The organism is Klebsiella sp. 141198, assembly GCF_050600785.1.
GTDB classification, from domain to species: domain Bacteria; phylum Pseudomonadota; class Gammaproteobacteria; order Enterobacterales; family Enterobacteriaceae; genus Klebsiella; species Klebsiella aerogenes.
In genome coordinates, this window is sequence record NZ_JAQIRM010000003.1 from 395,287 (window position 1) to 417,871 (window position 22,585).

The following is a 22,585-nucleotide window of genomic DNA, read 5'->3' on the forward strand; positions in this document are numbered from 1 at the left end:
GCGATTGAGTCTAGCAAAGCGAAATTGAATGTCACGATATAACAAATTCCGCTAAAGGTAATATGTTACATCGGAAAAACAGGCTGTTATTTTTAGCCGATTTTGCGCGCTAATTTACGCCCCAGGGTTTCGAGAATATATATCACCGGGATCTGCGTTGTAATATCGTAAACGCCGCCGATGCGCGTTTGCGGCACGTGCCAGGAGAGATTGAAATCAGCCAGTTTTGCCAGCCGCGAATGCTCATGGCTGGTAATCGACATCACCTTGCAGTGATGCAGACTGAACTGGCTGGCAAAGCGAAGAATCTCTTCGGTTTCGCCGGAGACGGAAAGCACAATCGCCAGCGCATTGCGGGCCATGTCATTGGTGACCGGGAAATAAGGATCGTCAATATGGTTGCTGAATTTCCCGACGTTGGAAAAGAAGCGCGCGCCATATTTCGCCAGCGCGCCGGAGGTGCCGGCGCCGACGAAAATAATACGTTCGGAGGACAGAATAATATCGACGGCTTGTTCGAGCAATTGATCGAACTCGTCATTATTGACGCTTTTAAAAAAGCTCATTATTTCGCTGGCGCCGATATTTGCCTGTTGAGGCTCATTCTGCTCAAGATATAATTTAAAACGTACGCGAAATTCAGAGTAGCCCTCGCACTGCAGTTTGCGGCAGAAGCGCAACACGGTAGTGGTGGAGACCCCGGCGGCCTCGGCCAGTTCGCGAATAGTCATGTACATCACTTTGTCACGATTCTTAATGACGTAGTGGTAGACCATCATCTCAAGATTATTGAGACTAGCGACAGCGGCGTGGGAGAACATACTCACAGTGGCGAACTCACAATTCATAAAGACCAAGACGGAATTATATCATGCAGGCTAATGACATTACCTTTTTTCAGCGTTTTCAGGACGACATCCTCGCCGGGCGCAAAACGATCACCATTCGCGATGCGGCGGAGTCGCACTTTAAGCCCGGTGATGTGCTGCGCGTCGGACGCTATGAAGATGACGGCTACTTCTGCACTATCGCCGTTACCGCGACCTCGACGGTGACCCTCGACACGCTAACTGAACAGCATGCTCAACAGGAGAATATGACCCTCGAACAACTGCGGCAGGTCATCAGTGAAATCTATCCTGCGGAAGATCGGTTTTATGTTATTGAATTCAAACGCCTTTAAATAAAACCAGCACAACTGTTAGTTGAAATATTGTTGTAACACTATGATTTTAATGTGTTTACAAATATACATCGTTTTATTTTAGCTAACAGGTGTTCACTGGAATCATTCTCAGTTAACCTAAGTGGGCAATGAAAGCGTTCTTGTTTTCACGGAGTCAAAATATGGTTCGCAAACCATTAATCACTCAGGGATATTCTCTGGCAGAGGAAGTTGCCAACAGCATCAGTCACGGGATCGGGCTGGTGTTCGGTATTGTCGGCCTTGTGTTGCTGCTGGTGCAGGCGGTAGACACGAACGCCAGCGCGACGGCGATCACCAGCTACAGCCTGTACGGCGGCAGTATGATTATGCTGTTCCTCGCTTCCACGCTCTATCACGCTATCCCGCATCAGCGGGCGAAACAGTGGCTGAAGAAATTCGACCACTGCGCCATCTACTTGCTGATTGCCGGAACCTACACGCCATTTTTGCTGGTGGGATTGAATTCGCCGCTGGCAAAGGGGTTGATGATTGTCATCTGGAGCCTGGCGCTACTGGGGATCCTGTTTAAGCTGACTATCGCGCACCGCTTTAAAATTTTGTCGCTGGTGACCTATCTGACGATGGGCTGGCTGTCGCTTATCGTAGTCTATCAACTGGCGGTGAAGCTGGCGGTGGGCGGCGTAACGCTGCTGGCGGTTGGCGGGGTGGTGTACTCGCTGGGGGTCATCTTCTACGTCTGTAAACGTATTCCTTATAACCACGCTATCTGGCACGGTTTCGTGCTCGGCGGCAGCGTGTGTCATTTCCTGGCGATTTATCTTTACGTCGGCCAGTCCTGATCAAACTTCCACGGTGGCGCTGCGCTTACCGTGGCTACAATATTCTGCGGCCTGAAAATTCCACGGTGGCGCTGCGCTTACCGTGGCTACAATATTCTGCGGCCTGGTAGCCCGGCTGAGGCGCAAGCGCCGTAAGCCGGGAACTGTTCCTTAATCTTCTTCCAGCGAATACGGCAATGGCTTGATGCTCAGGCTGCCGGCATCGTCACGCACGCGGAACACGCTGTCCGGTTCCATATCGTTATTCATCACCACCTGGACCATCAGGCTTCCGTCATCCAACTGTACGGCTGCCAGCACCGTACCGGTGCGGCGCCAGTTGTCGCCCATTTTCAGCTCCAGATCTTCCCCGGCTTCCGGCACCCGGCTGGCGGTACCCGCCAGCGTCCACAGCGCGCGTTTATTGGCGCCGCGGAATTTCGCCCGGGCGACCATTTCCTGGCCGGTGTAGCAGCCTTTCTTGAAGCTGATACCGCCCAACGCCTGCAGGTTGGTCGCCTGCGGAATGAACTGCGCGCTGTTTACGCTGTCGATAACCGGCAGACCGGCCTCGATGTTCAGCGCCAGCCACTGCTGACTGTTGTTAAGTTGCGCTTCGCCGCGCAGCGCGTCCGTCACCCGGTTGGCGGTGTCGGCATCGGTCACCAGCAGGAAGCGTTCGGCAGGGTGTTCAAACCACAGCAGGCTGGTCACGCCTTCGGTGACCACCGGTTTACCGGCATCCGGCAGCGCGGCGAACAGCGGCGCCAGCGCGGCGCGCGCCTGGAAACCGGCAACGCCCAGCAGGACCAGATCGTCGTTTGCGGCGATGGTGACTTTGGAGAAGACGGCATATTTTTTCAGTTCGGTCAGCTGCGCTTCGCGCAGGCTGCGGCGCTCAATCCACGCGAAACCGCCGTCGCGGTGGAAGACGCGCAGGTTGCTCCACATTTTGCCTTTGGCATCACAGTGCGCGGCAAGCAGATGCCGATCGGCGGTTAAATGGCTGACATCGGCGGTGATCTGCCCCTGCAGATACTTCTCGCCATCCGGACCGGTAATCGTCGCCAGCGCCCAATCATCCAGCGTCATCAGCGTTAACGGCAGACGAGCGGAAGAAGAGGGCTGACGCGGAGGAAAAGGTGTAAAAGCCATAGTCATATCCTGAATAGCTTAACGCAGAGTGAATGACTAATGGTAAAAGAGCTATGGTGCAATGCAAGCGCTTTCGGCAAGCCATTTGTGCCCTCCGGATGCGGTGAATAGCCAACCGGATGTTGGGCTTTTATGGAATGCTGCTCGCACAAGGCGATATTACTGTAAAGTAAGTGCCTAAAAAGGGTTAAACTAAGCTATATCTTGATGCTGGAAGGACAACATGGACATTAACAACAAAGCTCGCATCCACTGGGCATGCCGCCGCGGTATGCGCGAACTCGATATCTCCATCATGCCGTTTTTCGAGTATGAGTACGACACGCTCAGCGATGACGACAAGCGCCTGTTCATCCGTTTGCTGGAGAACGATGATCCGGATCTGTTTAACTGGCTGATGAATCACGGCAAGCCGGCAGATGCGCAACTTCAACGGATGATTAATTTAATCCAGACTCGGAATCGGGAACGTGGTCCTGTGGCAATCTGATTTACGTATTTCCTGGCGTTCGCAGTGGTTCTCGCTGCTGCTGCACGGGGTGGTGGCAGCGATAGTGCTGCTCATGCCTTGGCCGTTAAGCTACACCCCGATTTGGCTCCTGTTGCTATCGCTGGTGGTGTTTGACTGCGTGCGCAGCCAGCGGCGGATCCACGCTTGTCAGGGAGAAATTAAGCTGTTGATCGATTCCCGTTTACGTTGGCAAAAAACGGAATGGGATATCGTCGGGACGCCATGGGTTATCAGCAGCGGTATGCTGCTGCGCCTGAAGCATGCGGAAACCGGTCGTAGCCAGCATTTGTGGGTGGCGGCGGATAGCATGGATGCGGGGGAATGGCGGGATTTGCGCCGGCTGGTGCTGCAAAAACCGGCGCACGACTAACTCAGGATCAGGCGAAGTGCTCCGCCATTTCGCCGAGGATCTGCTCGCACCAGTTCTGGATGCGCTCATCGCTCAGGTCGTATTGATTGGTTTCATCCAGCGCCAGGCCGACGAACAATTGGCCATCGGCGATAACCGGTTTCGGGCTGGTGAACTCATAGCCCTCGGTTGGCCAGTAGCCGACAAACTTCACGCCTTTGGTCGCCAGCTTATCGTGCAGCATCCCCAGTGCGTCAAGGAACCATTCGCCGTAACCAAGCTGATCGCCCATGCCGTACAGCGCGACGATTTTGCCATTCAGATCTAAGGCGTCGAGCTGTTCCCAGACCGCTTCCCAGTCTTCCTGAATTTCGCCGAAATCCCAGGTCGGGATGCCGAGGATCAGCACATCGTACTGGCTCATCAGCGCGGGGGAGTCATCTTTCAGATTATGCAGCGTCACCAGCTCGGGGCCGATGATATCGCGGATTTTTTCCGCGGCCATTTCGGTGTAGCAGGTACTGGAGCCGTAAAAAAGACCTATATTCATCGCGTAAACGTCTCAATTCTTGCCGTGAATTGCGCCCAGTGTACCAGAAAGGCGGCCTCTTAAGGCATAATGAGGGTGTATAACGAACAAAGAGGCCGATGTGAAACAGGATCTGGCACAAATTGAACAGTTTCTCGATGCCCTTTGGCTGGAGCGTAATCTGGCGGAGAACACGCTCAGCGCCTATCGTCGCGATTTGACGATGCTCGTGGAGTGGCTGCATCATCGCGGGCTGACTCTGGCGAGCGTCGGCAGCGACGATCTGCAGGCGCTGCTGGCCGAGCGGCAAACCGGCGGCTACAAAGCGACCAGTACCGCACGGCTGCTTAGCGCCGTGCGCCGGTTCTTCCAGCATCTGTACCGGGAGAAAATCCGCCCGGACGATCCCAGCGCGCTGCTGGCTTCACCGAAGCTGCCCCAGCGGCTGCCGAAAGATCTCAGCGAGGCGCAGGTTGAGCGTTTGTTGCAGGCGCCGCTGGTGGAGCAGCCGCTGGAGTTGCGCGATAAGGCGATGCTGGAAGTGCTGTATGCCACCGGTCTGCGCGTCTCTGAACTGGTTGGCCTGACGATGAGCGATATCAGCCTGCGACAGGGCGTACTGCGGGTCATTGGTAAAGGCAACAAAGAGCGGCTGGTACCGCTGGGCGAAGAGGCGGTGTCATGGGTAGAAAATTACCTTGAATACGGCCGCCCGTGGCTGCTGAACGGCGTGGCTTCGGACGTGCTTTTCCCCAGCCAGCGCGCGCAGCAGATGACGCGACAGACCTTTTGGCACCGCATTAAACACTATGCCGTACTGGCGGGGATCGATAGCGCGAAGCTCTCCCCGCACGTCTTGCGTCATGCGTTCGCCACGCATTTGCTCAATCACGGCGCCGATTTACGCGTGGTGCAGATGCTGTTAGGACACAGCGATCTCTCCACCACGCAGATCTACACCCACGTGGCGACCGAACGTTTACGACAACTTCATCAACAGCATCACCCGCGGGCGTGAGCGCTGAATAAAAGGACTGAGTATGAAAAAAGGTTTATTGATGTTCACCCTGCTGGCGGCTTCACTCTCCGGCGCGGCGCATGCCGATAGCGCGGCGATCAAACAGTCGCTGGCGAAACTGGGTGTGCAGAGCACCGATATTCAACCGTCGCCGGTTTCCGGGATGAGCACGGTGCTTACCGACAGCGGCGTGCTGTACGTCACTGACGATGGTAAACACATTATTCAGGGACCGATGTACGACGTCAGCGGCGCGCAGCCGGTTAACGTCACCAACCAGTTGCTGGTCGGTAAGCTGAACGCCTTAGCCAAAGAGATGATTGTCTATAAAGCGCCGAAGGAGCAGCATGTCATTACCGTCTTTACCGACATCACCTGCGGCTACTGCCATAAACTGCACGAGCAGATGAGCGACTATAACGCGCTGGGGATCACCGTGCGCTATCTGGCCTTCCCGCGCCAGGGGCTGCAAAGCCAGGCCGAGCAGGACATGAAAGCGATCTGGTGTGCGAAAGATCGCAATAAAGCGCTGGATGACGCCATGAACGGTAAGGGCGTACAGCCGGCGAGCTGCAATGTGGATATCGCTAAACACTACACGCTTGGCGTACAGATGGGCGTCAACGGTACCCCGGCGATGGTCCTCAGCAATGGTATGGTGCTACCAGGTTATCAGGGGCCGAAAGAGCTTAAAGCTTTCCTCGACGAGCATCAAAAACAGACAAGCGGTAACTGATTCGCGTGAAACAACAGATACAACTACGCCGCCGCGAGGCGGTTGACGGCGTCGACCTTCCCGCCGACCTGCCGCCGCTGCTGCAGCGGCTGTATGCCAGCCGCGGCGTGCGCAGCGCGCAGGAGCTGGAACGCGGCGTCAAAGGCATGTTGCCATGGACGCAGCTTACCGGCGTTGAAAAGGCCGTTGAGATGCTGCATGACGCTTTCCAGAAAGGGCTACATATTGTGGTGGTCGGCGATTTTGACGCCGATGGCGCCACCAGTACCGCCCTTAGCGTGCTGGCGCTACGCGCGCTGGGCTATGGCAACGTCTCCTATCTGGTGCCGAACCGTTTTGAAGACGGCTATGGCTTAAGCCCGGAAGTGGTCGATCAGGCGCACGCGCGCGGCGCGCAGATGATCATGACCGTCGATAACGGTATTTCATCGCATAGCGGCGTCGATCATGCCCATGCGCTCGGCATCCCGGTGCTGGTGACCGATCACCATCTACCGGGCGATACGCTGCCGGCGGCGGAAGCTATCGTTAACCCTAACCTGCGCGATTGCGACTTCCCGTCAAAATCACTGGCCGGGGTCGGGGTGGCGTTTTATCTGATGCTGGCGCTGCGCACCTTCCTGCGCGATAACGGCTGGTTCGAGGCCCGCGGTATCGCCGCGCCAAACCTTGCCGAGCTGCTGGATTTAGTGGCGCTGGGCACCGTTGCGGACGTGGTGCCGTTAGATGCCAACAACCGCATCCTGACCTGGCAGGGGTTAAGCCGCATTCGCGCCGGAAAATGTCGGCCAGGGATTAAAGCGCTGCTGGAAATTTCCAACCGCGATCCGCAAAAGCTTGCCGCCAGCGATCTCGGTTTCGCCCTCGGGCCGCGCCTGAATGCTGCGGGGCGGCTGGATGATATGTCCGTCGGCGTTGCACTGCTGCTGTGCGATAACATCGGCGAAGCGCGGGTGCTGGCCAACGAGCTCGATGCGCTCAATCAAACGCGTAAAGAGATTGAGCAGGGGATGCAGGCCGAAGCGCTGACCCTGTGTCAGAAACTGGAACGTAGTAGCGAGACCCTGCCCGGCGGGCTGGCGATGTACCATCCGCAATGGCATCAGGGGGTGGTCGGCATCCTGGCATCACGGATTAAAGAGCGCTTCCATCGCCCGGTTATCGCTTTTGCGCCTACCGGCGACGGCACGCTCAAAGGTTCTGGCCGCTCTATTCAGGGGCTGCACATGCGCGATGCGCTGGAGCGCCTTGATACGCTTTATCCTGGGTTAATCCTGAAGTTTGGCGGCCACGCGATGGCGGCGGGCTTATCGCTGGAAGAGGCGCGTTTTGAGGAGTTTCAACAGCGCTTCGGCGAGCTGGTGACCGAGTGGCTGGATCCCGCATTATTGCAGGGCGAGGTGGTTTCCGATGGCCCGCTGGCGGCCGCGGAGATGAGCATGGAGGTGGCGCAGATGCTGCGCGATGCCGGGCCATGGGGGCAGATGTTCCCGGAACCGCTGTTTGATGGCCGTTTCCGCCTGCTGCAGCAGCGGCTGGTGGGCGAGCGTCACCTGAAAGTGATGGTCGAGCCGGTTGACGGCGGGCCGCTGCTGGACGGTATTGCCTTCAACATCGATACTTCCATTTGGCCGGATAACGGCGTGCGTGAAGTACAGTTAGCCTACAAGCTCGACATCAACGAGTTCCGCGGCAACCGTAGCCTGCAGCTGATCATCGATCACCTCTGGCCAAATTGACAACAGTGTATTAATAAGGGCGCGAATCCGGTAGAATTCCGCTCTTATCACCGCATTTTGACAAATCCATTAAAAGAAACCGACCATGTTTGAAATAAATCCGGTAAAAAACCGCATTCAGGACCTCACGGAGCGCTCCGACGTTCTTAGGGGGTATCTTTGACTACGATGCGAAGAAAGAGCGTCTCGAAGAAGTAAACGCCGAGCTGGAACAGCCGGACGTCTGGAACGAACCTGAGCGCGCACAGGCGCTGGGTAAAGAACGTTCTTCCCTGGAAGCTATCGTCGAAACGCTGGATCAGATGACCCAGGGTCTGGAAGATGTCGCCGGACTGCTGGAGCTGGCGGTAGAAGCCGAAGACGAAGAGACCTTCAACGAAGCGGTTGCCGAGCTGGACGGGCTGGAAGAGAAGCTGGCGCAGCTTGAGTTCCGCCGCATGTTCTCCGGCGAATATGACAGCGCCGACTGCTATCTTGATATTCAGGCCGGTTCCGGCGGCACCGAAGCCCAGGACTGGGCCAGCATGCTGATGCGCATGTACCTGCGTTGGGCGGAAGCGCGCGGCTTTAAGACCGAAATCATCGAAGAATCCGAAGGTGAAGTCGCGGGCATTAAATCCGTGACCATCAAAATCATTGGCGATTACGCCTACGGCTGGCTGCGTACTGAAACCGGCGTTCACCGCCTGGTGCGTAAGAGTCCGTTCGATTCCGGCGGCCGCCGTCATACCTCCTTTAGCTCGGCGTTCGTTTATCCGGAAGTTGATGACGATATCGATATCGAAATTAACCCGGCCGACCTGCGTATCGACGTATACCGCGCCTCCGGCGCCGGTGGTCAGCACGTTAACCGTACGGAATCCGCGGTGCGTATTACTCACATCCCGACCGGGTTGGTGACGCAGTGTCAGAACGACCGTTCGCAGCACAAGAACAAAGACCAGGCCATGAAGCAGATGAAAGCGAAGCTTTATGAGTTGGAAATGCAGAAGAAAAATGCCGAGAAGCAGGTGATGGAAGATAACAAATCCGACATCGGCTGGGGCAGCCAGATCCGCTCTTACGTGCTGGACGACTCGCGTATTAAAGATCTGCGCACCGGGGTGGAAACCCGCAACACTCAGGCGGTGCTCGATGGCAGCCTGGACCAATTTATCGAAGCAAGTTTGAAAGCAGGGTTATGAGGAACCAACATGTCTGAACAACAAGCACAGGGCGCTGACGCGGCAATTGACCTTAATAATGAACTGAAAACCCGTCGTGAGAAGCTGGCTGCGCTGCGTGAGCAGGGCGTCGCATTCCCGAACGATTTCCGTCGTGACCATACCTCTGACCAACTGCACGCTGACTTCGATGCCAAAGAAAACGAAGAGCTGGAAGCGCTGAATGTCGAAGTGGCCGTTGCTGGCCGCATGATGACCCGTCGTATCATGGGTAAAGCGTCTTTCGTTACCCTGCAGGATGTCGGCGGCCGCATTCAGCTGTACGTCGCCCGCGATGACCTGGCGGAAGGCGTCTACAACGATCAGTTCAAAAAATGGGATCTCGGCGACATCATCGCCGCCCGCGGTAAGCTGTTCAAAACCAAAACCGGCGAGCTGTCCATCCACTGCACCGAGCTGCGTCTGCTGACCAAAGCCCTGCGCCCGCTGCCGGACAAATTCCACGGCCTGCAGGATCAGGAAGCGCGCTACCGTCAGCGTTACCTCGATCTGATCTCCAACGACGAATCCCGTAACACTTTCAAAGTACGTTCGCAGATCCTGGCTGGCATCCGTCAGTTCATGGTTGGCCGCGGCTTTATGGAAGTGGAAACCCCGATGATGCAGGTGATCCCAGGCGGCGCTTCCGCGCGTCCGTTCATCACCCATCATAACGCGCTGGATCTGGACATGTACCTGCGTATCGCGCCGGAACTGTACCTCAAGCGTCTGGTGGTTGGCGGCTTCGAACGCGTTTTCGAAATCAACCGTAACTTCCGTAACGAAGGGATCTCCGTTCGCCACAACCCAGAGTTCACCATGATGGAACTCTATATGGCGTATGCGGATTATAAAGATCTGATTGAGCTGACCGAATCCCTGTTCCGTACTCTGGCGCAGGACATCCTCGGTAATACTGCCGTGCCTTACGGCGATCAGACTTTCGATTTCGGCAAGCCGTTCGAAAAACTGACCATGCGTGAAGCCATCAAGAAATACCGTCCAGAAACCGAGATGGCGGATCTGGATAACTTCGATTCCGCGAAAACGATCGCTGAGTCTATCGGCATCAAAGTTGAGAAGAGCTGGGGTCTGGGCCGTATCGTGACCGAGATCTTCGAAGAAGTGGCGGAAGCGCATCTGATCCAGCCGACCTTCATCACCGAATACCCGGCAGAAGTTTCTCCGCTGGCCCGTCGTAACGACGTGAACCCGGAAATCACCGACCGCTTTGAATTCTTCATCGGCGGCCGCGAAATCGGTAACGGCTTTAGCGAGCTGAACGACGCCGAAGATCAGGCGCAGCGCTTCCAGGATCAGGTTGATGCGAAAGCCGCCGGTGACGACGAAGCGATGTTCTACGACGAAGACTATGTCACCGCGCTGGAACACGGCCTGCCGCCGACCGCCGGTCTGGGCATCGGTATCGACCGTATGGTGATGCTGTTCACTAACAGCCACACCATCCGCGACGTTATTCTGTTCCCGGCGATGCGTCCGCAGAAATAATCGCTCTTCGCGAAAAGCAAAAAACCCGGCTTGCCGGGTTTTTTTATGTCTGATGTCAAGGTTCGTCGCTGGCGTAGCCTGGGTCTTTAATGCTCGTCACTCGCGGTTACGCACGTAAACGCGCGACAAAGTCTATTAACGCCTGACGCGCGTTTTTGTTTTGGGCTTCCAGTACCATCCACGGGCTAAAGGCCCACGGGGTAGCGGCCAGCGCGCTTAACATTTCCGTCAGCTCAACCCACTGATAACCCATTACTTCATCATCATTCGGTTGCAGCTCGCTGACCACGCGTGCGGCAAAAACCGGGCACACTTCGTTTTCGACGATGCCATTCGGTGCGACGGCGCGGTAGCGGAAGGCCGGATGGACGGGGGCAATATCAGCGATCTCGACGCCCAGTTCGAAGCGGCAGCGCCGGGTGACGGCCTGTTCGAAGGTCTCGCCCTGTTGCGGATGTCCGCACACCGAGTTAGTCCACACGCCGGGCCAGGCTTTTTTGCTAAGCGAACGGCGCGTGACCAGGAACTGGCCTTGCTCATTGAACAACCAGCAGGAAAATGCGAGATGCAAAGGGGTATCGAGCGTGTGGGCGGCATACTTCTCCAGCATACCTGTGGGTTTATCTTGCTCATCCAGCAAAATGACGTGTTCCCCGGCCATGACGACTCCTGAAAAAAATAAATGACCCGGCACAAACCCGCCGGGTCATGTACTCAGGCCACTAGGGTAGCCCATAAATGGGAGAAAGGCATTACCAAAACAAGCCCTGGTAGCATGTTGGCGACAGGGAAAAGCTTGATGTTACAGATGCGCAACCCGGTCGCTACCATCAGCAATCCACCGGCGCAGGAGAAATCCGCCATCATTGACGGGGTGATCATCGGCAGAATAAACACCGCCAGCATCGCCAGCGCCACCTGAATAACGATCTGCGGGATAGCGATGGTCATCACCGCGTAGCCCAGCAGGGTTGCGAATATCCCGGCGGTGAACAGATCGAGGATCGTTTTAATGTACAGGATTGACGGATCGCCGCTCATACCTTCGGTCATGGCGCCGAAAATACCGGTACCGCTGGCGCAAAACAGCACCAGGATAGCGACGAATTTTTCGGTGAATTCTTCATGACCTAACCCCTGAACGGGCGGCAAAACTTTATTAATCAAGCCACGTGTTGAACCCGCCGCGCTGCCGATGCGTTTTTCCAGATGCAGCAGTTCGCCGAGGAAAGCGCCGAGTACCATTGCCAGCACTACCGCCGGCATATATTTCACCTTCAGCACCAGGGTGATGCCCAGGCCAACCGAACAGAGACCAAAGGTCATCGGTAGCGCGGTTTTGACGCGTTCCGGAAGTTTGCCTCCGGCCATTGCGCCGATCAATCCGCCGATAATCACGGCGGAACCATTTACATATGGACCAATTAACATTGCGAGTTCCTGTTACGCGTAATGCAGCGCGCCTTCACCCCAGCGCGGGATGTTATTGACCTCAAGGTCAAAGAGGTCGAGCGCGCGGTTCACGCTATGGGTAATAATGTCATCTGCGCTTTGCGGGCGTTGATAGAGCGCCGGAACCGGTGGAAAGATGATGCCGCCCATCTCGGTAACCGCCGCCATATTGCGTATATGGCCGAGGTTGAGCGGGGTCTCGCGCGCTAACAACACCAGCCGACGGCGTTCCTTCAGCACCACGTCCGCCGCGCGGGTGAGCAGATTATCGGTGAGACAGTGGGCGATAGCGCCCAATGACCGCATTGAGCAGGGGGCGACTAACATCCCCAGCGTTTTAAACGATCCGCTGGAGATAGATGCGCCCAGATGGTTGATAGGGTGTACCACGTCAGCCAGCGCCATCACTTCGTCTAAGCGGTAGTCCGTTTCCAGCTCGCAGGTCTTTTCCGCGCCTTTGGAGACCATAAGGTGCACTTCTACCGCCTGCGGCCGCAGAAGCTCCAGCGCTTTGACGCCGTACTGGAATCCGGAAGCGCCGCTAATGCCAATGATGATGCGTGGTGTCATGGTATTTGCCCTTATTCGAAATCCGGCAGGAAACGTTTTACATCAACCGCTTTGAACTTAGAGCGCTCAAAGTTGTGCTTCAGATGGAACGGTACGGTGCAGTCGAAAATGGTTTTACACGACATTCCCTGCTGCAGAATGCTGGGGCTGTATTCCGGCACCTGCGACGGGTCGAGCGGATGGCAGCGTACGCCAGGGATCACCACGGTATCGACATCGCCCTGGTAACGGGTTTGCATCGCCCATAGCACGTCGTCGCTATCGAAAATATCAACATCTTCATCTACCAGAATAACGTGTTTGAGTTCCGGGAAGGCGGAGAACGCCAGTAGCGCAGCCTGGCGCTGGCGGCCTTCATCGGCTGGAGACGACTTTTTGAATTGCAGCACCGCGAGCAGCTTGCCGCCGCCCGCCGAGTGGGCGAAGACGTTGAGCAATTTGCCCGGCATGGCGCGTTCTACCATATCGAGAATACTGGCTTCGGTCGGGATCCCGGCCATGTTGACATGTTCTTCGCCTGGCCCGACGGTGGTGCGCCAGATGGGGTTGATACGATGGGTAACCGCTTTAACTTTAATGACCGGAATCGCCTCTTTGGCTTCGCCGGTATAGCCAGGGAACTCCGGCATGGCGCGGCCGGTATTGGTGTTTTGATCTTCACGCACGCGTACGTTCGGCAACAGTTCGCCTTCGATAACGATTTCGGCGTGGGCGATGGCTTTTTCATTAATGGTTTTACACTGCACCATCTCCACCGGATGGCCGCGCAGCGCGCCGGCGATACTTAGCTCATCAAAGCCCAGCGGGGTGGTCGGTGGTTCAAAGCAGGCGGCGATTTCGATAGCCGGGTCCACGCCGATACTAATCGAGATCGGCAGCGGCTGTCCCGCCGCTTCCGCCTTCATGCGGAAGGCATCGATATGGCGGCCCGGCGTCAGCCACATTGAGAGCTCATCACGGCTCTGTACGCACAGACGATGAATGGTGATATCGGATTCACCGGTTTGCGGATCGGAGGCATAGCACAGGCCCATGGTGATATACGGGCCAGCGTCTTCTTCGGTGTTGGTTGGGGCAGGCAGCAGCTTGCGCAGATCGAAATCATCATCGCTTGCGAGGTGCACCACTTCCTGGCATACCGCCGCGCCCTGCACCATGGTCGGGGCAATGGCATTTTCAACGGAGTCCTTCAACAGGTGGCCCAGTTTCGCCGGTTCACACTGCAGGAACTGGCTGACGCGCTGGCGTGAACCGTTCAGACCGATGGCTACGCTGATGTCGTTGAAGCCCTTAATGTTGTTGAATACCATCACCGGGCCGTTCTTACGCGTCGGACGCTGGCAGGTACCGCCGGCGCCCACGTAGCGATAAACGCCGGAGAGCTCGGCGTGGGGATCGACTTCGGTATCGGTTTCAACATATTCGCCAGGTAGCGTTTTTAATAGCGCCAGGGCAGAGCGTAAATCATGCACCGACGACGGCGCTTTTTTATCTGAGTGTGCCATGAGTGTTCCTTTGGGAAAGCAATTTCGCTAACCGCACAATATTTTTGTTCGATTAATTAAACAAATACCGTTTACCGGATGGTCAGTAGATCAAAAAGGTTTAATTTAAAAAGCTGTTAAAAAATGATTAATTAAAATGGAGGGATTGCCGCGGCTTTTTATTTGATTCCATTAGTGCAATACTGACCTGCAGATAAAGAGGGGTTAGATAATGGATCTGAAACGCTTACGCTATTTTTGCCGGGTGGTCGAACATGGCTCGGTTAGCCAGGCGGCGAAATCGCTCAACATGGCGCAGCCGCCGCTCAGTAAGCGGATACAGGAGCTGGAAGAAGAGCTGCAGGTGTCGCTTTTTGAACGCCGCGGCAACCGTATTGAACCAACGGAAGCAGGCTATTTTCTTTATCGTAAGGGTTGTGAAATATTACGCCAGGTGGAAGATACCGCCAGGGAAACGGCCGATATTGCGCAAAAGACCCGTGCGGAAGTGCGCGTTGGCTTAACTCATCTTTATCAAAACTATTTTCAGCCTTTATTAATGGAGCTCTATCGGCGAAATCCAGAAACGGCAATAAATATCTCGGTGACCGATTCAAGTCATCTGGAAACGTTATTAAATGAAGGCGCTATCGACCTGGCCTTAATACAGCGGCCCTACCGTAGTGAGGGTTTCGATTATGTCTCCTTCGACCCGATAAAATTGGTAGCCGTCATTAATAAAAAATGTCTGCCGCAGCCGCCGTCTAATCCCTTCGATTATAACGCGCTGGCGAAGATGCCGTTGGTGCTGCTTCACCGGGCGAAAGATTCCGGCACCTATGAGATGCTGATGGATCTGTTTCGTAAATCCGGCGTCAGTGCGAAAGTGATTATGCATATTACCCAACCAGGAGTAATTCTCGACTGGCTGGAGGGCGGACTGGAAGCGGCGACGTTGTTGCCATCCTCGGAAGTGAATGCTGAAAAACTGCCTCATTGCTATGTGGTTGATGTCTTCCCCTCGCCACAGATATTTTATCCGGCGCTAGTGAAATTACCGTCGATGTCGTATCTCCCCGCGTTGATGGATATTATCGCCGGAGGCTATCCATTTAGCGCGCCGAAGGGAGTAGAGGTCGTAGAATAAGCGTAGAACATTGGGGATCGTCCATCGGGCTGGTATGATATTCGCCCATGATGCCGAGATGAGAAACCGTTGAGTGCAGGACGCCTGATGAAAACACGCTTTTATATCGCGATGATGCTGCTTGGTAGCTTGGTATTAGCCGGCTGTTCCAGTACATCCGATTCTGGTTCCACCTATACCGTGAAGCGCGGCGATACGCTGTATGCGATCTCCCGTAGCACTGGCACCAGCGTACGCGATCTGGCGCGCCTGAATAACATCTCTCCGCCATACACTATTGAAGTCGGACAGAAGCTGAAACTTAACGGCGGTTCGAAAGCAAAAAGCAGTACCGCCGGGAAAAAATCCTCCAGCACCCGCACAGCCTCCGTAACGCCATCATCGGCGGTGCCGCAGTCCTCATGGCCGCCGGTGGGGCAGCGCTGTTGGCGCTGGCCGACCAGCGGTAAAGTGGTGATGCCGTACTCCACCCGCGATGGCGGCAATAAAGGTATCGATATCGCTGGTACCCGCGGCCAGCCGGTTTACGCCGCCGGCGCCGGTAAGGTGGTCTACGTCGGCAACCAGCTGCGCGGCTACGGTAATCTGATTATGATTAAGCATAACGAGGATTACATCACCGCGTATGCGCATAACGATAAGATGATGGTTAACAACGGCCAGAGCGTGAAGATTGGCCAGCAGATTGCGACCATGGGTAGTACGGACGCCGATTCCGTACGGCTGCATTTCCAGATTCGCTATCGCGCCACGGCCATCGACCCGCTGCGTTATCTGCCGCCGCAAGGCAGTAAGCCTAAGTGCTAAAAGGTTATTTTATCAGCAGTTAGCCCAATTCGGGCTTGCCACAGGGTGCGTAAGGTCTATAATGCTTTTCGCACCTCTTCGCGGGCGTAGTTCAATGGTAGAACGAGAGCTTCCCAAGCTCTATACGAGGGTTCGATTCCCTTCGCCCGCTCCAAACTCAAGTCTCCTGAAGTCTGCCAAACTTAATTTTACCTTTATAAATAAGCAGTTATAGCATTCTGGTAGTCTATTGAACTCAATTGTACTCCCCTAAGGGCAAGCTCAATGTGGGGGTATGGATGGGGGGGTAATTGTCCCCCCTGTTGAGAGGTACCCCCAATGAAGCTGACAGCTCGTCAGGTTGAAACTGCAAAACCTAAAGATAAGCCCTACAAACATCGCTGATGTTGGTGGTCTTTACCTGCTGGTTAATCCCAACGGTAAAAGATACTGGCGTCTCAATTAGCGGCTGGCAACGATCTTTCTAATAACTTGCAATAAAAACGCTTTCGGCAGCCGTGTTACATTGTTTGCGCTGAATCTTTTCCGTGATGCTATCCGTACATAGACGGGGGCGTGTTACATCACAAAATACAAAATTCCCTCCAGTATAAGTATCTGATGAGCAATTAAAAGTGTACTCTTTTGAGTGTTACATCTGAGCGGATAGCTCAACAAATTTATGATGCCTCCTGTTACGTATGGATAACCGCTATGCCAAAAGAGAACAAAAATCCGAAGCTGCGCAACTACGATCCTCGTTTTATCTACTCTCTTGTAGTTAAGCGTTACTTCTCTGAGATGAAGACGAAGGTAGAAATTGCAGAGGAGCTCGGTCTGTCTCGCTTCAAAGTTGCACGCCTGATTGATGAAGCCATTGCGCAAGAGTATGTAAAATTTACTTTCCCTAAACAGCAGGCTCTGGACGAGGAAATAGCGCAAAATCTCTGTAAGAAATACGGATTGCAGGATGCCGTTGTGCTCTCTGTTTCTGAATCCTGGTCTTCTCAGGAACAATTGAACGTCAAGCTGGGAGGGATAACGGCGACCTACTTGAGTGAGATTCTCAAAGAGGGTATGAAGTTTGGTCTGGCCTGGGGGCGGGTTCTTTCAAGTACGGTGAGTCAACTGACGACATTACCTGTTCTGGATGTGGTTCAGCTTTCTGGCGTTCATCCTGGCATTGAATTTAGCCAGGGACCGATTGATCTAATCCACAAAGTTGCCGCAATTTCCCACGGAAGAGCGCACCCGATGTATGTACCCATGTGGGTGGATGACGAAAGTTTAGCCCAGAAACTCGCTGACGATCAGGCTGTTCAGGATACGCAAAAATTTTACTCGAATATGGATGTCGTTATTACGGGCATTGGGGCCTGGAAAACGGGCTCTTCCAGTCTATGCGATATATTCCCTGAAGCGTGGCGTGAGTCTTTAATAAGCCAGGACATTACTGCTGATGTATGCGTAACACTGGTAAATAGCAAAGGGGAAATTCTGGATAGTCCGCTGAACCGCCTGGGTTTCGGCATTACGACAGATCAATTGCGTGCCACAAAGAAACTGATTGGTGTGGCTGGAGGGGACGAAAAATATGAAGGTATAGTTGCCTCTCTCAAATCAGGTCTTCTGAATGTACTGATTACTGATTTTGATACGGCTATTAAACTTCTGGATTAATAGCCGCTAGCGCTTTGCGCCTCGGCAGTATTATTCAATATCGGCGTGGCGTTCCTTCATCGTCTGACTGGTTTCATTAAGATTGGCCATTAATGACAGCACAATACTGTCATAGGTCAGCAGAGAAGCCTGTTCAAAAAGAGAGCCCATTGGTTGGGCACTGTGACCTGCCGGGATGGTGAGTACGTGATCCGCCAGGGCCGCCAGGGTGGAATCTGGTGCGGTAGTGATGAGTGCGATATACACGCCATTGTTCTTTGCTATTTTCACCTGGTTAATCAGGCGTTGAGTCTCTCCGGAACCTGAACCAACGATCATCAGGTCGTTTTTGCGAGAATGTGGAGAGCTAATTTCGCCTACCACGCTGACGGACAGGCCAAGGTGCATCAGCCGGTTGGCAAAAGCATTTATCATTTGTCCTGAGCGTCCAGCACCGGCAAGGAATACATGACCGGCTGTGATAATAGAATCAACGAGTGAGTTAAATTCTTTCTCATCTATTTTATCGACAAGTGAGGATAACTCGTGCAAAACGAGGGAGTACTTTTTCATGATGGTCATTCTTTTATTGAAAAAAGGCAGATAGGGGATATCTGCCTTTTGTTTATCAGGATGCTACAAGCATCTCTTCGACATATTTCCCGACTTCGTGCGTTTTGAGATTACGGCACGACTCGATGAACGAAATATCCTGGAAGAGCGTAAAGAGGCGACGCAGCACAGACATATGCTGATCGCTGGTGGCGAATGCGAGATTAAACATAATGCTGCATTCAACTGTTAGGTCAGCATCTTCCATCTGACCAAACACGACTCCTTTATCAAAACGCACAATGCTTATGCTGTTGGTTTTTACCAGCGTATAGTCTGCATGCGGGATGGCAATGCCCTGACCGTTCGCCATCAATAAACCAGTTGGATAAGTCTTCTCACGCTCCAGGCAGGCCTGAATATACTCGGGAGTGATATAGCCTTTCTCCAAAAGCTTCTGGCCGGCAAACTCAATTGCTGCATGCCAGTCAGCGATCGTACCCTCAACGTCATTTACCAGAATCTCAAGCTTCATCATTCACCTACTTAAGCATTTCTTCTTTAACAGCATCAAAAATCTCATCTTCGCCCAATCCCGTTAACAGGCCCGCTCCGACAATCACACGAGTAGTGATGCCTGGGTTATCCAGCTTGGTTGAAGAAACAATCAGGTCATAGCTGTTAAATGTGTCCGTGGTGCAAGCCATCAATGAGGATTTATCTACCTGCGCTTCGATATTCTGTTCTTTCAGGTAGTCCTGCAGGACAGAAACCATGATGGAAGAGGAGGCTATGCCGTTTCCGCATACAACTAAAATCTTTTTCATTTTCAATCACCTTATGAAGTTTTAAGCCGTTTTTTCTGCCTCAGTTTTCAACTGACGGCGTGCTTTCTGTTTGAGTAAATAGCCTACGGACAACAGCAACACAGCGGCGAGAGCATAACCTGCGATGCCAATATGGCTGAGTCCAGCAAAGAGACCGGTGAACGGGTTAGCTGAAGGGTTAAGCGATGAGTACATCACGCTGGCATCAGGATTAGTGCCGAATTTCTGAAACACTTCATTTGTTGCTGGAGCCATCCAGGATGCGATGTATAAGCCGCCGCCAAACAGGATGATGGAAGTCACCCAGGTACGAATAATGTTGCCATTAAAAACCGGTACCATGCACGCAATAAAGAATACGAACTGTGAGAGATCCCCCAGCGGCATCACTCGGTTGCCGGGAAGGACAACGGCGAGGATAACAATGACCGGGATCAGCAGCAGTGCAGGCGCGATAACTGAAGGATGACCAACTATCAGTGCGGTATCCATCCCGACAGTGATCTCACGATCCGGGAAACGTTTAACCAGTTTCTTACGTGCCACGTTGGAGAGCGGAACCAGACCTTCCATCATGATTGAGGTCATGCGTGGCAGCAGGAGCATCACAGCGGCAAGGTACATACCCAACTGCAGGCTGGCGATAATGGTGTGATATGGAGATTCCCAACCATAACCACAGAAGCCAAGAAGAATACCAATAATGAAACCAACCATGGTCGGATCGCCAAGGATCCCAAAGCGTTTCTGAATGCTTTCCGCCGTAACGTTCAGATTACGGAATCCAGGGATGCGATCGTATATCCAGTTAAACGGATAAGCGAACAGCAAATAGGTGTTTGCAACCGGGTGGGAGATGGCAACACCTTTGGGCAGGTTGAAGAATTTTTCGTTGTTTTTAGCACCCAGGTCAGCCGCAATAAGCGCCCAGACATGGAACAATGCAGCCGTAAGAACACCGTAAAGGAAGCTGCCAGAGTAAGCGCCAACAATTGCCCCCATTGAGGCATTCTGGTGAAGGTTAAATACGTCAACGTTTACGCAGTCTGTCAGACGGGCCACCAGCATGGCAATATTCACCGCAACGCACAGAGGAATAATTATCGCCCCCATGCTTGAGCCAAAACCCATTACGGCGGTGGCTGCGCCGCCAACATCAATGGCGCTCAGTGAGGAGCCGGTGGCTTCAGCAAGCCCCGTCACCGCTGGCTGCATTTTTTCAAGCATCAGCTTGATGGTCATGGTTAATGCAATAAAACCGATGCCGACTTTAATGGCTGATGAAATACACTCCGACAGCGGACGCCCCAGAAGTTTCATCAGCACAAGGAAAATGACCGGTATAAAAATAAAGTTACCCAGGTCATTGATAAACTGTGTGATCAGTTCCATTTATTAGCCCTCAGATTTCTCATCATCTGGTCTGAAACCCATATTCCATCGCACATCTTCAGGTTTCGTCAGCAATGCGTTGTCGCTGCGTTCTGCTTCGAGTAGATTCTTTTTGGAATTTTCCCTTGCAGTGGCAAAGTCGAACGCATTGTCATACCAGGCATCAACGATCATTTTTGTGTATTCAAGATCATTAACTCTGCAGCCAAGACCAATCACCTGAGCATTGTTACTGAGTCTTGCTCGCTTGGCTGAGTAGGGGTTGGTGACGGCTACAGCACGAATCCCCCAGTGCTTATTTATCTGGCAAGTAAAGCCAATTCCGGTTCCGCAAATGTAGATACCAAGGCGGCATTCGTCCCGCTGAATAACACCTGCCATTTCATCCGCAAGACGAGCGAAGTTGTTGAAACCGTCTTCTTTTCGTTTTACGGGATCGTACACGACATCAGCATTTTTCTCTTCTTCAAGGTACTTTTTAATCTCCTCCTTACGATCAAACCCTACATCATCACATGCGATTGCAATTTTCGTTTTCATCTCAACTAACCTGTCATAAAGAACTTAAGCCAAGTATGCTGTTGGTAAATATTGGTTGTCAACTGAGATCAAAATCACAAAATTCATAACTCGTTGATTTTATTTAAATTAAAAACCAATAAAAACAAACAAAAACTAATTTACACCAATTTTATTGTGCCATTCAGAGAAGAAGGACTCATAGGCTGTAGACAACAAACTCGCTTTAATCCTGTTAATATATTGATTTAAAAATATTTTATTTTTTTGGCTGTTACTTTCGCGAATGACTGCTCACAGGCCGATGGTAACTTGTCTTCTCCTTGAGTTTGTTTTTGTTTGCATCTTGTGTGCTATGATTCGCTTCATGGCATTGAGTTGAAAGGTTATAGGGGGGGGGAAGGATGTACCTGGTTGATGAAAGGAGAAAATTGATCCTTGAAGAGATTATTTCGGCTGGTACCGTATACGTTAGCGATCTTGCTAAAAAGTATGAGGTCACTTATGAAACCATCCGCAAAGATCTCACCCATCTTGAAAAAAAAGGGCTGCTGGTTAAAAGCCATGGAGGCGCAACCTTAAAGCAGGGGGCGGTCGAACATCCTTTCCAGGTCAGGGAAAAAGAAAACAGTACTTTCAAACAAGCTATAGCCAGAAAAGCGCTGGATTTTATCCCCCCCAATAGTTCAATGATTATTGGTACCGGGAGTTCTAACTATGAATTGGCTAATCTGTTGTGCATGAAATCTGGCTTTAAAATTTTTACCGATTCTTTGCCGGTGGCCAGTGTGCTGATCGAGTCAGATAACCAGGTCTTTTTGTTCGGCGGAGAACTGAGGAAAAAAAGCTCTTCTGTCTTTGGCGGGTGGGCTGTGTCAATGATTAATGACATTAACGTTGATCTATGCTTTATCGGCACCGATGGCTTCAACAATATGACGGGCCCGTCCACTCCCTCCTCCTCAGATGCCTTTCTGGATCGAACGATCATTGCCCATTCCGAGAAGAAATATATTCTGGGCGATTACACTAAGTTCCAGCGCAGCAGCTTATTTAAGATCTGCGACTGGTCTGAGATTACCGCGCTGATCACTAATGAAATTGCTGATAAAGACGGTATTGCCGAAGTTGCGAAACATACGACAGTGATAACCTGTTGATTCTAAATTCAATAACGGTACATCTCATGTGCCGTTGTCCCGCATAAATCACAACCATCAGAATTTCATGCTCATAAGAGCGTTTGAAGTATCGCCATCGTAAAAACCATAAAAATAAGTCAAATTAATAAAATTAATTATAAATCAACAATATAAATATTTGTGGTTCATTGGGTAATTATCATTTTTGCTCTTATGAGCATTTCAAGTGATGCGCTTATGTGATTTTGTGTGATCAAGATATAACTTTTGCAAGCTCCTCATTTCAGCAATTCACTGATGTGCTATAACTGCTCATGTGAT

The 22,585-nt window shown here is 52.7% G+C and carries 25 protein-coding genes, 1 tRNA gene and 1 pseudogene; 15 read left to right on the plus strand and 12 right to left on the minus strand.

Translation table 11 applies throughout. The annotated features are described in order from the left end of the window. Positions 1-92 precede the first annotated feature (92 nt). The gene (locus PGR10_RS11780; protein WP_087859751.1) at positions 93-821 is read right to left on the minus strand and encodes a MurR/RpiR family transcriptional regulator; all 729 of its coding nucleotides are present in this window, start codon (positions 819-821) and stop codon (positions 93-95) included. 50 nt (positions 822-871) lie between these two features. Between PGR10_RS11780 and yqfB the strand changes: the two genes are divergently transcribed. Together yqfB and trhA are read left to right on the plus strand one after the other, a co-directional pair. Continuing rightward, positions 872-1,183, plus strand: coding sequence for a N(4)-acetylcytidine aminohydrolase (gene yqfB / locus PGR10_RS11785; RefSeq protein ID WP_015369789.1), 312 nt, complete (start codon positions 872-874; stop codon positions 1,181-1,183). Positions 1,184-1,347: 164 nt separating this feature from the next. Continuing rightward, the gene (gene trhA, locus PGR10_RS11790; protein ID WP_008806429.1) at positions 1,348-2,007 is read left to right on the plus strand and encodes a PAQR family membrane homeostasis protein TrhA; all 660 of its coding nucleotides are present in this window, start codon (positions 1,348-1,350) and stop codon (positions 2,005-2,007) included. 150 nt (positions 2,008-2,157) lie between these two features. Here trhA and ygfZ read toward each other — a convergent pair whose 3' ends face one another. Continuing rightward, complete coding sequence (gene ygfZ / locus PGR10_RS11795; RefSeq protein WP_087859750.1) at positions 2,158-3,141, minus strand: tRNA-modifying protein YgfZ; 984 nt, start codon at positions 3,139-3,141, stop codon at positions 2,158-2,160. Positions 3,142-3,364: 223 nt separating this feature from the next. Between ygfZ and sdhE the strand changes: the two genes are divergently transcribed. Together sdhE and PGR10_RS11805 are read left to right on the plus strand one after the other, a co-directional pair. Further along, positions 3,365-3,631 (plus strand): FAD assembly factor SdhE, encoded by a 267-nt coding sequence (gene sdhE / locus PGR10_RS11800; protein WP_015369791.1) that lies wholly within the window; start codon positions 3,365-3,367, stop codon positions 3,629-3,631. Continuing rightward, positions 3,612-4,022, plus strand: a complete 411-nt coding sequence (locus PGR10_RS11805; RefSeq protein WP_015369792.1) for a protein YgfX — start codon at positions 3,612-3,614, stop codon at positions 4,020-4,022. The genes sdhE and PGR10_RS11805 overlap by 20 nt, the downstream gene beginning before the upstream one ends. Positions 4,023-4,029: 7 nt before the next feature. On the opposite strand, the gene fldB is transcribed toward PGR10_RS11805, so the two are convergent. Continuing rightward, on the minus strand, positions 4,030-4,551 hold the full coding sequence (gene fldB, locus PGR10_RS11810) for a flavodoxin FldB (protein ID WP_015369793.1): 522 nt from the start codon (positions 4,549-4,551) through the stop codon (positions 4,030-4,032). Between the two features lie 100 nt (positions 4,552-4,651). On the opposite strand from fldB, the gene xerD reads away from it, so the two are divergent. From xerD to lysS, 5 genes are all read left to right on the plus strand, one after another. Then, positions 4,652-5,548 carry a site-specific tyrosine recombinase XerD gene (gene xerD / locus PGR10_RS11815; protein ID WP_103825677.1) on the plus strand — a complete coding sequence of 299 codons (897 nt, stop codon included), beginning with the start codon at positions 4,652-4,654 and terminating at the stop codon, positions 5,546-5,548. Between the two features lie 22 nt (positions 5,549-5,570). Then, positions 5,571-6,284, plus strand: a complete 714-nt coding sequence (gene dsbC / locus PGR10_RS11820) for a bifunctional protein-disulfide isomerase/oxidoreductase DsbC (protein WP_087859749.1) — start codon at positions 5,571-5,573, stop codon at positions 6,282-6,284. 5 nt (positions 6,285-6,289) lie between these two features. After that, a complete protein-coding gene (recJ, locus tag PGR10_RS11825) occupies positions 6,290-8,023 on the plus strand; it encodes a single-stranded-DNA-specific exonuclease RecJ (RefSeq protein ID WP_430923505.1) in 1,734 nt (577 codons plus the stop codon). Between the two features lie 85 nt (positions 8,024-8,108). Next, positions 8,109-9,207 (plus strand): peptide chain release factor 2 gene (gene prfB, locus PGR10_RS11830; RefSeq protein ID WP_096335406.1). Its coding sequence is split into 2 segments (ribosomal slippage): positions 8,109-8,183 and positions 8,185-9,207, totalling 1,098 coding nucleotides; the frame shifts between segments, so codons are not numbered across the junction. Between the two features lie 9 nt (positions 9,208-9,216). Then, positions 9,217-10,734: a lysine--tRNA ligase gene (lysS, locus tag PGR10_RS11835; protein ID WP_430923507.1), complete on the plus strand. Its 1,518-nt coding sequence runs from the start codon at positions 9,217-9,219 to the stop codon at positions 10,732-10,734. Positions 10,735-10,840: 106 nt separating this feature from the next. Here the strand turns inward: lysS and idi are convergent, their stop codons facing one another. Genes idi through PGR10_RS11855 form a run of 4 tightly spaced genes read right to left on the minus strand, consistent with a single transcriptional unit; the run spans position 10,841 to position 14,261 of the window. Beyond that, the gene (gene idi / locus PGR10_RS11840; RefSeq protein WP_087859747.1) at positions 10,841-11,395 is read right to left on the minus strand and encodes an isopentenyl-diphosphate Delta-isomerase; all 555 of its coding nucleotides are present in this window, start codon (positions 11,393-11,395) and stop codon (positions 10,841-10,843) included. A gap of 53 nt (positions 11,396-11,448) precedes the next feature. Beyond that, on the minus strand, positions 11,449-12,165 hold the full coding sequence (locus PGR10_RS11845; protein ID WP_004144724.1) for a DUF554 domain-containing protein: 717 nt from the start codon (positions 12,163-12,165) through the stop codon (positions 11,449-11,451). Between the two features lie 12 nt (positions 12,166-12,177). After that, entirely contained in the window at positions 12,178-12,756 is a 579-nt protein-coding gene (locus PGR10_RS11850; protein ID WP_430923508.1) for a UbiX family flavin prenyltransferase, read from the minus strand. Positions 12,757-12,767: 11 nt separating this feature from the next. Next, the gene (locus PGR10_RS11855; protein ID WP_015369801.1) at positions 12,768-14,261 is read right to left on the minus strand and encodes a UbiD family decarboxylase; all 1,494 of its coding nucleotides are present in this window, start codon (positions 14,259-14,261) and stop codon (positions 12,768-12,770) included. Positions 14,262-14,472: 211 nt separating this feature from the next. Between PGR10_RS11855 and PGR10_RS11860 the strand changes: the two genes are divergently transcribed. From PGR10_RS11860 to PGR10_RS11880, 5 genes and pseudogenes are all read left to right on the plus strand, one after another. Beyond that, on the plus strand, positions 14,473-15,387 hold the full coding sequence (locus PGR10_RS11860) for a LysR family transcriptional regulator (RefSeq protein WP_430923509.1): 915 nt from the start codon (positions 14,473-14,475) through the stop codon (positions 15,385-15,387). An 87-nt stretch (positions 15,388-15,474) separates the two neighbouring features. Then, positions 15,475-16,194 (plus strand): amidase activator ActS, encoded by a 720-nt coding sequence (gene actS, locus PGR10_RS11865; RefSeq protein ID WP_047065369.1) that lies wholly within the window; start codon positions 15,475-15,477, stop codon positions 16,192-16,194. Positions 16,195-16,274: 80 nt separating this feature from the next. Then, positions 16,275-16,348 (plus strand) — tRNA-Gly (locus PGR10_RS11870). A 164-nt stretch (positions 16,349-16,512) separates the two neighbouring features. Then, positions 16,513-16,633, plus strand: a pseudogene (locus PGR10_RS11875) (Arm DNA-binding domain-containing protein); the annotation flags it as partial. Between the two features lie 254 nt (positions 16,634-16,887). Continuing rightward, on the plus strand, positions 16,888-17,853 hold the full coding sequence (locus tag PGR10_RS11880; protein WP_430923510.1) for a sugar-binding transcriptional regulator: 966 nt from the start codon (positions 16,888-16,890) through the stop codon (positions 17,851-17,853). A 30-nt stretch (positions 17,854-17,883) separates the two neighbouring features. Here PGR10_RS11880 and hxlB read toward each other — a convergent pair whose 3' ends face one another. Genes hxlB through PGR10_RS11905 form a run of 5 tightly spaced genes read right to left on the minus strand, consistent with a single transcriptional unit; the run spans position 17,884 to position 21,143 of the window. Next, the gene (gene hxlB, locus PGR10_RS11885) at positions 17,884-18,405 is read right to left on the minus strand and encodes a 6-phospho-3-hexuloisomerase (RefSeq protein ID WP_430923511.1); all 522 of its coding nucleotides are present in this window, start codon (positions 18,403-18,405) and stop codon (positions 17,884-17,886) included. 55 nt (positions 18,406-18,460) lie between these two features. Then, positions 18,461-18,919 carry a PTS sugar transporter subunit IIA gene (locus tag PGR10_RS11890; RefSeq protein ID WP_025106014.1) on the minus strand — a complete coding sequence of 153 codons (459 nt, stop codon included), beginning with the start codon at positions 18,917-18,919 and terminating at the stop codon, positions 18,461-18,463. 7 nt (positions 18,920-18,926) lie between these two features. Next, positions 18,927-19,211 (minus strand): PTS sugar transporter subunit IIB, encoded by a 285-nt coding sequence (locus PGR10_RS11895; RefSeq protein ID WP_000723161.1) that lies wholly within the window; start codon positions 19,209-19,211, stop codon positions 18,927-18,929. 21 nt (positions 19,212-19,232) lie between these two features. Next, positions 19,233-20,603, minus strand: a complete 1,371-nt coding sequence (locus PGR10_RS11900; protein WP_289642465.1) for a PTS galactitol transporter subunit IIC — start codon at positions 20,601-20,603, stop codon at positions 19,233-19,235. A 3-nt stretch (positions 20,604-20,606) separates the two neighbouring features. Beyond that, positions 20,607-21,143, minus strand: coding sequence for an RpiB/LacA/LacB family sugar-phosphate isomerase (locus PGR10_RS11905; protein WP_000850102.1), 537 nt, complete (start codon positions 21,141-21,143; stop codon positions 20,607-20,609). A 383-nt stretch (positions 21,144-21,526) separates the two neighbouring features. On the opposite strand from PGR10_RS11905, the gene PGR10_RS11910 reads away from it, so the two are divergent. Further along, positions 21,527-22,282, plus strand: a complete 756-nt coding sequence (locus PGR10_RS11910; RefSeq protein WP_163359205.1) for a DeoR/GlpR family DNA-binding transcription regulator — start codon at positions 21,527-21,529, stop codon at positions 22,280-22,282. Positions 22,283-22,585: the final 303 nt, after the last annotated feature.